Here is a 10,295-nt window from a genome sequence, read left to right as displayed (position 1 = left end):
GGCCAGCTACGACCGGGGCGGCTACGGCGACCAGGACCACGACCGCCGCTACGACCGGGGCGCCCCCACCCAGGACGCCTACCCCCAGGACGGATACGCCCAGGGCGGCTACAACCAGGGCGGGTACGACCGTGCCGGTTACGGCCAGCCCGCCTACGACCAGGGCGGTTACGACCAGGGCGGTTACGACCGGGCTGGCTACGGCCAGGCCGCCTACGACCAGGGCGGCTATGACCGCGCCGGCTACGACCGCGCCGGCTATGACCCGGGCGGCTACGACCAGCGTGGCTATGACCAGGGCGGCTACGACCGTGGCTACGGGCAGGGTGCCTACGGCCACGACGCCTATGGCCAGGGTGGCTACGGCCAGAGTGCCTACGAGCAGGGTGGCTACGAAGGCGGCCGCCACGCCCGCGGCGCCGGCTACGACAGCTCCAGCCACGAGAGCGGCAGCGGCTACAGCCGAAGCGCCAGCCACGACCGTGGCGGCCATGACCGTGGCGGCCATGACCGTGGCGGCTATGACCGGGGTGGCTATGACCGGGGTGGCTTCGACCGCGGCTACGGTCCCGAGCCCGTCTTCGGACCGCAGCAGGACGACCGCTACTGGCAGCCCCGGCTGGCGCACGTCTCCTGACCTGGCGATCGTGGGGGTCCTCGCGTCAGGACCTCCACGATCGCGGAGCGGAACTCAGTACGTGACGCCGATCTCGGCGCGTACCCGGTCCAGGGTGGTCATCACGGACAGGGTCTCGGAGTGGGGCATCGTCTCGCTCTCCAGCCGGCCGGCGCGCAGGCACCCGTGCACCTCGGCCGCCTCCAGGTGGTAGCCGCGGCCTTCCACGGGGAACTCGCGGACCTCGGCCTTGCCGTCGCGGTGCAGCATCACCTGGCGGGGCATGAAGAACGGTGACGCCAGCTCGATGAAGCCCTCCGAGCCGGTGATCACCGCGATCGTCGGGCTCTGGCCGACAAGCGAGCAGGTCACCGTGGCGGTCGCACCCGAGGCGTAGCCGAACACCATCGCGGTGTTGCGGTCGGTGCCCTCCGGGCCCAGGTCGGCCCAGGCGCGCACGTCGTCGGGCGGGCCGAGGAACAGGTGGGCGATCGTCACCGGGTAGACGCCCAGGTCGAGCGTCGCCCCGCCACCCAGGGCCTTCGCGTGCAGGCGGTGGGTCGGGTCGTCGGGGGCGGCGAAGCCGAAGTCGGAGTGGACGCTCGTCACGCGGCCGATGGCGCCGTCGGCCACCAGGTCGAGCGCGTGCCGCACGGCCGGGAAGAACCGGGTCCACATGGCCTCCATCAGGAACACCTGACGGGCGCGTGACAGCTCGACCAGGGTCGTCGCACCGGCGACGTCGAGGCTGATCGGCTTCTCGGTCAACGCCGGCTTGCCGGCATTGAGCAGAATCGATGTGGCGGCCACGTGTGCCGAATGTGGGGTGGCCACGTAGACCACGTCCACGTCGGGGTCGTCGGCCAGCGCCTGCCACGAACCGTGGGCGCGCGGAATCCCGTGCGTGGCCGCGAACGCCTCGGCGGCCTCGTCGCTGCGGGAGCCGACGGCCACCACCTCGGCGTCCGGAAGGTACTTGAGGTCGTCGACGAAGGTGGCGGCGATGCCGCCGGTCGCGAGGATTCCCCAGCGGATGGGAGCGGTCATGCCCGCACGCTAGCGGACGACGGTCAACCGCCCCATCGGGCAGCCGTTGAGCCTGTGTTGAGCGTGCGCTGAGGCAGACCGGTCAGGGTGGTGTCACTGACCCCGGAAGGCACTCTCCATGACCGTCACGACTGTTGACCAGCTCACTGTCTACATCCACGCAGACGACCCGATCCTGCGGGCGGGCCTGGCGACCCAGCTCCGCCCGCGCTCCGAGGTGCGCGTCATCGACGCCCCCGACCCGGGACGCACCACCGTCGCGCTCATTGTGGCCGACCGCGTCGGCGAACCGACCCTGCGCACGCTGCGCTCGCTGCAGCGGCTCGGTGCCCGGCTGGTGCTCGTGGTCGCCGAGCTCGACGACTCCGACCTGGTGGCCGCCGTCGAGGCCGGGGTGGCGGGCGTGGTCCGTCGCGCCGAAGCCAGTCCAGACCGCCTTGTCCAGGTGGTCCGGGCGGCCGCCGCCGGCGACGGCGCCCTGCCGCCCGACCTGCTCGGCCGGTTGCTCAGCCAGGTGGGCAAGCTGCAGCGGCAGGTGCTGTGGCCGCGCGGGCTCACGTTCGGCGGGCTGGCCGAGCGCGAGATCGAGGTGCTCCGGCTCGTGGCCGACGGCCTCGACACGGCCGAGATCGCCGCGAAGCTGTCGTACTCGCAGCGCACGATCAAGAACATCCTCCACGACATCACGAGCCGGCTGCACCTGCGGAACCGGTCGCACGCGGTGGCCTACGCGTTGCGGCACGGACTTATCTAAGCTCGCTGGGTGGATCTCGAGTTCCCGCTGCCCAGGCGAATGGTCGAGCAGGCCAGACGGTTCGCGGCCGACAACGAGCAGCCGGCGGAGGCCCGCCTCGCGAGCACCGTGGTGCTGGTGAGACCCGCGGGGTCCGGCTACGAGGCGTTCGCGATCGAGCGGGTGGCCACGATGGCGTTCGCCGCGGGCATGTACGCGTTCCCCGGTGGCGCGGTCGACCCGCGCGACTTTCCCGGCGACAGATCAACCGTTCCAGTCGAGACCGAATGGGCGGGTCCGCCCCCAGCGGCGTGGGCGACCCGGCTCGGGCTCGACGAGGGCCCGGCCAAGGCGGTGCTGTACGCCGCGGTGCGGGAGGTCTTCGAGGAGTCCGGTGTCCTGCTGGCCGGCAAGGACCCGACGACCGTTGTCGGTGACGTCAGCGGCGACGACTGGGAAGCGGCCCGGGTCGCCCTGATCGAGCGCCGCGTCGGGTTCGCCGAACTGCTCGCCGAGCGTGGCCTGGTGCCCCGCACCGACCTGCTGGCGCCCTGGTCGCGGTGGGTGACGCCGGAGTTCGAGCCGCGCCGGTACGACACCTACTTCTTCGTCGCCGTGCTGCCCACCGGCCAGCGCACCCGCGACGTCGGCGGCGAGGCGGCGCACACGCGCTGGGCCCGGCCGGAGGAGCTGTTCGACGGGTCGTTGCCGATGCTGCCGCCGACCCGGTCGACGCTGCGCCAGATCGGCCGGTACGAGACGGTCGACGCGCTGCTCGCGGCCGCCGGCGCCCGCGACGCGGCCACCCCGGTGCGGCCCCGCGTTGAGTTCGACGCCGACGGCAACGGCACCCTGGTCGTCCCCATCGGAGAATGAGCGGCGAGTCACCGTGATGAAACGGGCGGTAACCGCTACGTTTGTCTGATATGCGGTATATGTGGTACTGGCAGGGTCTGCGCTGGGCGCCGGGAGGCCTTCTCCTGCTGACCACCGCCACCGTCACCGTCGTGCCGATGCCGTGGCCGGTCCGGTGGATCATCTGGCTCGTGGCGGTCGTCGGGTCGGCCCGCCTGCACAGCCTCGCCGGGCGCTACTACGCCCGGATGTTCCCGAACATCCGGCCGGGCAAGCTGAGCCACGGCGGCATCCTGGCCAGCGGCCTGCTGCTCGCGGCGCTGGTGGTCGACGTCGTGTGGACGCCGCCGGTGGTGGTCACCGCGGTGGTCGCCGCGGCCGTGCTGCTCGGCTACGGCCTGGCGACCGGCGGCGGCCGGCCGCACCACGTCGGCGGCATGGCGGTCCTGATGGCGCTCGCGCCGCTACCGGTGATCGGGGTGGTCGACGACGCGCGGCACCGCGTGCTGCTCTGGCTCTTCGCGTGCGGGGTGCTGTACCCCGTGCTGGCCGTGCTCGACCACCGCGAACTCGCCCTCAAGCACCGCCAGTGCGCAGGTAGGTTACGTCGGACGACCATGGTGTGAACCCGAGCTTGGCGTACAGCTTCATCGCCTTGGCGTTCGACTCGTCGACGTAGAGCATCGCGGTCTCGACACCCCGGTCGCGCAGGGAGACGAGCCCGGCCACCGCGAGCGGCAGCCCCAGCCGCAGCCCGGCCGCGTCGGGGTCGACCCCGAGCACGTAGATCTCGCCGAGCCCGTCGGGGTGCACCTTCGTCCAGTGGAAGCCGACCAGCGTCGAGTCGCGTTCGGCGAGGAGGAAGCCGGCCGGGTCGAACCACGGCTCGGCCATCCGCAGTCGTAGGTCCTCCAGCGTCATCCGGCCCTGTTCCGGGTGGGTCGCGAAGGCCCGCGCGTTCACCCGCAGCCACGCCTGCTCGTCGGCGGAGCCGGGCACGAAGGGGCGGATGCTCACGCGGTCCGGTAGAGGCACGTGCGGCAGCTCGAGAGCAAGCAGCCGACGCAGGCGGTGCAGCACGCGCGTCCGCTCGAACCCGAACGACCGCGCGAGCGCGGCCGCCGCCGGATGGTCTCCATGCGACCACACCTCGAGCCGGCCGCCGCGCTCGTCGGCGGCGGCCAGCGCGGCCCGCACCAGCGCGCGGCCGAGACCGCGGCCGCGCGCGTGCGGAGCGACGATCAGCTCGGCCGCTCCGTCGTGGTCGAGGTGTCCGTACCCGTCCCGGCCGTCGTTCAGCAGAAGATGGACCCCCGGGGTACTCAGCCGCAGCACCGTCTGCTCCGACAACGGTGGCGTTCCGTCGGCGGCCTCGGCCTCCACGGTGAGTTCCGACACAGCTTTGTGCTGGTCAGGGGTCAAAGTGCTGACGCGCGTTACACCCACGCGGCAGTTATACCCGGACGGGCTCCGAGTCAGGCAGCGGACGGGTCGGCGGAACGACGAACTTGTAGCCCACCTGGCGCACGGTGCCGATCATCGACTCGTACTCGGAGCCGAGCTTGGCCCGCAGGCGCCGGACGTGCACGTCGACCGTGCGGGTGCCGCCGAAGTAGTCGTAGCCCCAGACCTCGCGGAGCAGCTGGTCGCGGGTGAAGACCCGGCCGGGGTGCTGGGCGAGGAACTTGAGCAGCTCGAACTCCTTGTAGGTGAGGTCGAGCGGGCGGCCCTTGAGCTTGGCCGCGTAGGTGTCGGGGTCGATGCTCAGCTCGCCGGCCTTGATCAGCCCGCTGGTGCTGGCCGTGGCGGCGTTGAGCCGGCCGACCGCGAGCCGCAGCCGCGCCTCGACCTCCGCCGGGCCGGCCGAGGCGAGGAGGACGTCGTCGACACCCCAGTCGGTGTGCAGGGCCACCAGCCCCGCTTCGGTGACCACCGCCACCAGCGGCACGCCGAGCCCGGTGGCCCGGAGCATGCGGCAGGTGGACCGGGCCTCGGCGAGCTCGGTGCGGGCGTCGACCATGACAGCGTCAGGTGTCGGACCGGACATGAGCGTGCGAACGTCACGCGGCGCGGTCCGCACGGTGTGTGGCAGCAGGTCCAAGGCGGCGAGCACCGACGGTGCATCAGCCCGTGTGGTCAGCATGAGGATTTCCACGCGACACCTCCGTACCCGGGGGGTTTGGGCGGCTCAGTTACTCGGGCCCGGCGTCTATGACGGGTGGCGGTCGAGGAGGTCACCGGTGGGTGACCACTGCTCGCTCTGACGATGAGGATAGTGCAGAACCTGACCTTTCTGTTTCGGTAGTTCGTCTCGAATCGGTTCGTTGCCCCGTGTTCAAGATCACGAGGTGTCTGGCACCATCGGTGCGTGCCCCCGTCCGAACTGCGCGCCGACGACGGCTACGAAGCTGGTTACGCGGCGCTCGACCCCGACGACGCGCCCGCCCCCGACGTCGGGGAGGACGACGACCGTCCGTATCTCTTCACGCCCGTGCGACGGCTGGTGTCCCTCGGTGTGGTGGGACTCACCGGTCTGCTGACGGTCGCGGTGGTGGTCGGCGTCCAGTTCGACCACCAGCCATTCGCGTTGGTCGTGTTCGGCGTCCAGGTGCTGTTCGTGGTGGTCTGGACGATCGCCGCCCAGCCGCCGGCGCCGAAGGTGGTCGGCACGGTCGGGCTCCTGGTGGCGGTCGCGGCCGACTGGTTCGCGCTCACCGACCGGCCGGCGTCGCTCGGTTCGATGGCGTACGTCACGGCCGGCGGCTTCGTGCTGGCGGTGATCGGCCAGCTGCTGCGTCCGGCCGGGCGGGTGCGGGTCACCGAGTCGCTCGGGTCGAGTCTGATGGTCGTCCTCGGCGTGGTCGCATACGCGACACTCATCGTGCTCAGCCGGGAGCCGCTGGGCACCCAGGTGATCAGCGCGTGCGTGGTCGGTGCGGGAGCCGCGTTGTTCGTCGCCCACCTCGCCGACCTGGCCGCGCCGATGATGCGGCTCGCGCCGGCGGTGCCGCGTGGCGGCATCGGGATCATCGTCGGCGCGATGGTCGGTACGGCCGTCGCGGGCCTGGCCGGCTACCTCCTCGACGGGCTGCAGACGCTGCCCACCGCGTTCGCCGGGCTCGCCGCGGCGGTGATCGCGCTGATGGTCGACCTGTCGGTGAACTACGCCGAGGCCGGTCGCCGGCTCGCCGGCGCCGTGCCGTCGTGGTGGTTGGTGCGGCACATGCAGGGTCCGCTCACGGCGTTGGCGCTCGCGGCGCCGGTGGCATACGTCGCCAAGCTTCTCCTGGCGTGAGGGTTGTAACTTTCAACCCCTGGGTAACGCTCCGGCGGGCCGATCGGCCCGCCGGTCGACGTTTGTCATGACAGGAGGGTCCGGCCGTGGGACGAGGACGCAAGATCGGCATCGGTCTGCTGGTCATGCTGGTCCTGCTGCTGGGCCTGGTGATCATCGCCGACCGCGTGGGCGCCGGCGTGGCCGAGGACCGGATCGCGCAGCAGGCCGCCGACGAGCTGAAGAAGGCCGGAGCCACCACGGCCAGCCAGCCGAAGGTCGAGATTGGCGGGTTCCCGTTCCTCACCCAGGTGCTGGGCGGCAACTACGAGCGGATCACGATCACCGCCGACAAGCCGCAGAGCGAGGACATCAAGCTCGAGACGATGACGATCGTCGCCACCGACGTCGAGGCGGCGGCGAGCGATCTGCTCAACGGCCGCGGCCCGGTGACCGCCAACGAGATCACCGGCACCGCCACGATGAGCTGGGACACGGTGCGGTCGCTGATCTCGCTGGCCAACCTGCCGGTTCCGTTCGACCCGGCGCAGCTGCAGGTGAAGGTCGTGAACAACAACGTCGAGCTGCGTCTGCCGCTCGACCTGGGCGGCTTCAAGACCACGCTGGTCGCCAAGGGCACGATCGCGGTGGCCGACGGCAAGGTCGACCTGAAGCTCTCCGACATCCAGGCCGAGGGCGTCAACCTGCCCGCGGCGGCGCAGCGGATCCTCAACACCATCAAGAACCGGCTGACGGCGTCGATCCGCACGCCGAGGATGCCGTACACGTTGACGATCAAGAGCGTCGACACGTCGGCCGACGGCGTCAAGGTCACGGCCACCGCGGCCGACGTCCAGCTGGTCAGCTGATCGGGGCGACGGCTCCGCCTCATGCGCTCGCTCCGCTCGCGCGGGCTCTGTGGCGCTGAGGCGCCGCCTTCCCTCGTCGCTACGGTCCGCTGCGCTCCCCGCGCTCCTCAGTCCAGGCGACGCCCGCCACAGAGCCGGTCGCCGGGGGACGGTCCGATGCTAGGCTTCTCCGCTATGAGCATGCTGCTCACCAAGCGCCGCGCGGTCGACCTGTGCCGCGTGGGCTCCTGCCTGTGTTGCCGTCACTGACGACGGCTGAGCTTCCGGGCACCCCAGAATTCCGGCATCCCAGAATCCTGAGAGCGGCTAGCCGCCGTCGCCACCCGTATCGCCACTGCGCATCGCCATGCGCGGCCGGGTGTTGCTCGAGGCCGCGCGGCACCTTCAGACCTCATTACCGCCGCAACAGGGAGAGACAGCATGAGTCGGGAAGACGTACTCGTATCGGCCGACTGGGCCGAGAAGAACCTCGGCGCCGAGAACACGGTGTTCGTGGAGGTCGACGAGGACACCACGGCGTACGACGGTGGCCACATCCAGGGTGCCGTGAAGATCAACTGGAAGACCGAGCTGCAGGACCAGGTCCGCCGCGACTTCGTCAACAAGGAGCAGTTCGAGGCCCTGCTGTCGGAGAAGGGCATCTCCAACGACGACACCGTGGTGCTGTACGGCGGTAACAACAACTGGTTCGCCGCGTACGCCTACTGGTACTTCAAGCTCTACGGTCACCGGAACGTCAAGCTGCTCGACGGTGGCCGCAAGAAGTGGGAGCTCGACAACCGGCCCTACACCACCGACGTGCCCGAGCGCGCGAAGACCAGCTACACAGCGCAGGAGCAGGACCTGTCGATCCGCGCCTTCCGCGACGACGCGGTCAAGGCCATCGGCGTGCACAACCTGGTCGACGTGCGCTCGCCCGACGAGTACGCCGGCCGTCTCCTCGCACCGGCCCACCTCCCGCAGGAGCAGGCGCAGCGCCCCGGCCACATCCCCACCGCGGTGTCGGTGCCGTGGAGCAAGACGGCCAACGAGGACGGCACGTTCAAGTCCGACGACGAACTCCGCAAGATCTACGCGGACGCCGGCCTCGACGACAGCAAGGACACCATCGCGTACTGCCGCATCGGCGAGCGCTCCTCGCACAGCTGGTTCGTGCTGAAGGAGATCCTCGGCCACGCGAACGTGAAGAACTACGACGGATCCTGGACCGAGTACGGCTCCCTGGTGGGCGTGCCGGTCGCTCTCGGCGACGAGCCCGGAAAGGCGTGAGGAAGATGACCACCACCCAGGACGGATGCGGCGCGCCCGACCAGGCCGCCCCGCTGCCCGCGTCGGTCGACGTCGAGAAGGAGACCGTGATCACCGGCGTCGTGCAGGCCGGTGACACGCCGGTCGGCGGCGCGTACGTGCGGCTGCTCGACGCGAGCGGCGAGTTCACGGCCGAGGTCGTCACGTCGGACGCCGGCCAGTTCCGGTTCTTCGCCGCGCCCGGCACGTGGACCCTGCGGGCGCTGAGCCGCCAGGGCAACGGCGGCACCACCGTCGCCGCGGACCGCGGTGTGAACCAGGTGGCCGTCGCGGTCGCCTAGTACAGAGCATCGGGACGCCCGTCACCCCTGGGGGTGACGGGCGTCCTGGCATAGTTGCGCCGTGAGAAAGCGCCTCTGGATCACTGTCGGCCTGGTCGTGTGGGCCGTCCTCCTGGTCGCGGCCGGCGCGTGGTCGGCGCGTCACGGCGAGCCGACCGTGCGCGAGCAGACCACGATCGTCGAGGCGCTGCCCACCGTCGACCGGGCGGTCGCCGCCGTGGTCACGGCCGCCGCCGGCCCGCGGGTCGTCGTCGGCGTCGGCGGATACGAGCGGACCGAGTCGGCGTGCACGGCGGGCAACCGGACCGGCGAGCGGTACCAGCGGCTGGCCACCGTCTACGTGACGCCCGGCACCGAGGGCGACGTGATCGACCGGGTGGCCGCCGCCCTGCCCCGCGACTGGGAGGCCTCGGTGCGGCACACCGACGGACTGCACGCGCTGCGCGCCGACGCCGGGTTCTACGTGCGGCTGACCGGTGCGCTCACCGAGCCCGGCGAGCTGCGGTTCACCGCCGACACGGGGTGCCGCCGCCGGGGTGGCACCGTGCCGCAGCCGCCCGCGGCGGGCAGCCCGCCGAACACGTCCGACGTGCTGGCCCGGCTGGGCGTCACGGGTGGAGGAACGGCGTCGTTCGCCGTGCGGTGCGGGTCCCGGATGGATCTGAGCGCGATCACCGTGAGCGCGCCGCGGCCTTCGGGGCCGCTGGCCGGCGCGCTGCCCGGTGGCGTGGAACCGATCGTCAGGCGCGAGGACCTGCTGGTGTTCGCGACCGGTGGCGTCGGCTACGCGCTCAGGTTGCGCACCGACGACGTGCAGGTGACCGCCGCCAGCGGATGTCAGTAGACGAGAGCCTGCGCGCCCTCGGCGGTGACCTCCTCGACGAACACCGCTGCGCCCGCGATGCGCACGCCCGGAAGGACGTCGGCCGCGGTGATGTCGCGGCGGGCCGCGCACTGGGTGCACAGCGTCACCGTGCCGGCGGCGAGGACCGCTTCGAGCAGGTCGGGCAGCGGTGCGGCGTGCGGCAGCTCGAACCCGGCGGCCCGGCCCGGCACCGCGAACCAGGCCGACTCGCCGGTGAGCCACAGCGACACCGTCACCCCGGACGCGGCCGCGGTGGCGGCGACGGTGAACGCCTGCGAGCAGCGCTCCGGCGCGTCGGCGCCGGCGGTGGCCTTGACGACCAGGGTGCGTGTCATCAACCAAGACTAGTTTCCCGAGTCGCGCAGTCGTGGATTGGGCAGAGCCGACATTTCAGCTCGGACGGACGCCCTTCGCCACTGTCCGTCATCGCAAACCTGCCCACCAGGT

The 10,295-nt window shown here is 71.4% G+C and carries 13 protein-coding genes and 1 pseudogene; 10 read left to right on the top strand and 4 right to left on the bottom strand.

What is annotated here, in order from left to right; genetic code table 11:
* A pseudogene (locus tag Voc01_RS46880) lies at positions 1-637 on the top strand (hypothetical protein); the annotation flags it as partial.
* Positions 638-691: 54 nt separating this feature from the next.
* Here Voc01_RS46880 and Voc01_RS46875 read toward each other — a convergent pair.
* The gene (locus Voc01_RS46875) at positions 692-1,663 is read right to left on the bottom strand and encodes a Gfo/Idh/MocA family protein (protein ID WP_203934275.1); all 972 of its coding nucleotides are present in this window, start codon (positions 1,661-1,663) and stop codon (positions 692-694) included.
* 118 nt (positions 1,664-1,781) lie between these two features.
* Here Voc01_RS46875 and Voc01_RS46870 point away from each other — a divergent pair, with 118 nt between their 5' ends.
* The 3 genes from Voc01_RS46870 to Voc01_RS46860 are packed head-to-tail and all read left to right on the top strand — an operon-like array spanning position 1,782 to position 3,877.
* Positions 1,782-2,417, top strand: coding sequence for a response regulator transcription factor (locus Voc01_RS46870; RefSeq protein ID WP_203934274.1), 636 nt, complete (start codon positions 1,782-1,784; stop codon positions 2,415-2,417).
* 39 nt (positions 2,418-2,456) lie between these two features.
* Positions 2,457-3,272, top strand: coding sequence for an NUDIX hydrolase (locus Voc01_RS46865; protein WP_203934276.1), 816 nt, complete (start codon positions 2,457-2,459; stop codon positions 3,270-3,272).
* A 50-nt stretch (positions 3,273-3,322) separates the two neighbouring features.
* Positions 3,323-3,877 carry a hypothetical protein gene (locus Voc01_RS46860; RefSeq protein ID WP_203934273.1) on the top strand — a complete coding sequence of 185 codons (555 nt, stop codon included), beginning with the start codon at positions 3,323-3,325 and terminating at the stop codon, positions 3,875-3,877.
* Here the strand turns inward: Voc01_RS46860 and mshD are convergent.
* Both mshD and Voc01_RS46850 read right to left on the bottom strand, forming a co-directional pair.
* The gene (gene mshD / locus Voc01_RS46855; RefSeq protein WP_203934272.1) at positions 3,828-4,697 is read right to left on the bottom strand and encodes a mycothiol synthase; all 870 of its coding nucleotides are present in this window, start codon (positions 4,695-4,697) and stop codon (positions 3,828-3,830) included. The two genes, Voc01_RS46860 and mshD, sit on opposite strands and share 50 nt — an antisense overlap.
* A gap of 7 nt (positions 4,698-4,704) precedes the next feature.
* Positions 4,705-5,394 (bottom strand): winged helix-turn-helix transcriptional regulator, encoded by a 690-nt coding sequence (locus Voc01_RS46850; protein WP_275423829.1) that lies wholly within the window; start codon positions 5,392-5,394, stop codon positions 4,705-4,707.
* Between the two features lie 225 nt (positions 5,395-5,619).
* On the opposite strand from Voc01_RS46850, the gene Voc01_RS46845 reads away from it, so the two are divergent.
* From Voc01_RS46845 to Voc01_RS46825, 6 genes are all read left to right on the top strand, one after another.
* Positions 5,620-6,546, top strand: a complete 927-nt coding sequence (locus Voc01_RS46845; RefSeq protein WP_203934270.1) for a hypothetical protein — start codon at positions 5,620-5,622, stop codon at positions 6,544-6,546.
* 86 nt (positions 6,547-6,632) lie between these two features.
* Positions 6,633-7,394 carry an LmeA family phospholipid-binding protein gene (locus Voc01_RS46840; protein WP_203934269.1) on the top strand — a complete coding sequence of 254 codons (762 nt, stop codon included), beginning with the start codon at positions 6,633-6,635 and terminating at the stop codon, positions 7,392-7,394.
* 21 nt (positions 7,395-7,415) lie between these two features.
* Positions 7,416-7,643, top strand: coding sequence for an Ms5788A family Cys-rich leader peptide (locus tag Voc01_RS54900; RefSeq protein WP_373873963.1), 228 nt, complete (start codon positions 7,416-7,418; stop codon positions 7,641-7,643).
* A 171-nt stretch (positions 7,644-7,814) separates the two neighbouring features.
* Complete coding sequence (locus tag Voc01_RS46835) at positions 7,815-8,663, top strand: sulfurtransferase (protein ID WP_203934268.1); 849 nt, start codon at positions 7,815-7,817, stop codon at positions 8,661-8,663.
* A gap of 5 nt (positions 8,664-8,668) precedes the next feature.
* Positions 8,669-8,983 carry a DUF1416 domain-containing protein gene (locus tag Voc01_RS46830; RefSeq protein WP_203934267.1) on the top strand — a complete coding sequence of 105 codons (315 nt, stop codon included), beginning with the start codon at positions 8,669-8,671 and terminating at the stop codon, positions 8,981-8,983.
* Between the two features lie 61 nt (positions 8,984-9,044).
* Entirely contained in the window at positions 9,045-9,827 is a 783-nt protein-coding gene (locus Voc01_RS46825; RefSeq protein WP_203934266.1) for a hypothetical protein, read from the top strand.
* Here the strand turns inward: Voc01_RS46825 and Voc01_RS46820 are convergent.
* Positions 9,821-10,183, bottom strand: a complete 363-nt coding sequence (locus tag Voc01_RS46820) for a DsrE family protein (protein ID WP_203934265.1) — start codon at positions 10,181-10,183, stop codon at positions 9,821-9,823. The genes Voc01_RS46825 and Voc01_RS46820 overlap by 7 nt on opposite strands.
* Between the last annotated feature and the right edge of the window lie 112 nt (positions 10,184-10,295).

The sequence above is a fragment of the Virgisporangium ochraceum genome (genome assembly GCF_016863655.1).
GTDB classification, from domain to species: Bacteria; Actinomycetota; Actinomycetes; order Mycobacteriales; family Micromonosporaceae; genus Virgisporangium; species Virgisporangium ochraceum.
This window is presented reverse-complemented; position numbering and strand designations above follow the sequence as displayed.

Excerpts from the sequence above, each read along its gene's own strand:
- Voc01_RS46820 (WP_203934265.1), bottom strand. The coding sequence starts at position 10,183 with ATGACACGCACCCTGGTCGTCAAGGCCACCGCCGGCGCCGACGCGCCG.
- Voc01_RS46875 (WP_203934275.1), bottom strand. The coding sequence starts at position 1,663 with ATGACCGCTCCCATCCGCTGGGGAATCCTCGCGACCGGCGGCATCGCC.
- Voc01_RS46850 (WP_275423829.1), bottom strand. The coding sequence starts at position 5,394 with ATGCTGACCACACGGGCTGATGCACCGTCGGTGCTCGCCGCCTTGGAC.
- Voc01_RS46830 (WP_203934267.1), top strand. The coding sequence starts at position 8,669 with ATGACCACCACCCAGGACGGATGCGGCGCGCCCGACCAGGCCGCCCCG.
- Voc01_RS46870 (WP_203934274.1), top strand. The coding sequence starts at position 1,782 with ATGACCGTCACGACTGTTGACCAGCTCACTGTCTACATCCACGCAGAC.
- Voc01_RS46860 (WP_203934273.1), top strand. The coding sequence starts at position 3,323 with ATGCGGTATATGTGGTACTGGCAGGGTCTGCGCTGGGCGCCGGGAGGC.
- Voc01_RS46865 (WP_203934276.1), top strand. The coding sequence starts at position 2,457 with ATGGTCGAGCAGGCCAGACGGTTCGCGGCCGACAACGAGCAGCCGGCG.
- Voc01_RS46835 (WP_203934268.1), top strand. The coding sequence starts at position 7,815 with ATGAGTCGGGAAGACGTACTCGTATCGGCCGACTGGGCCGAGAAGAAC.
- Voc01_RS54900 (WP_373873963.1), top strand. The coding sequence starts at position 7,416 with ATGCGCTCGCTCCGCTCGCGCGGGCTCTGTGGCGCTGAGGCGCCGCCT.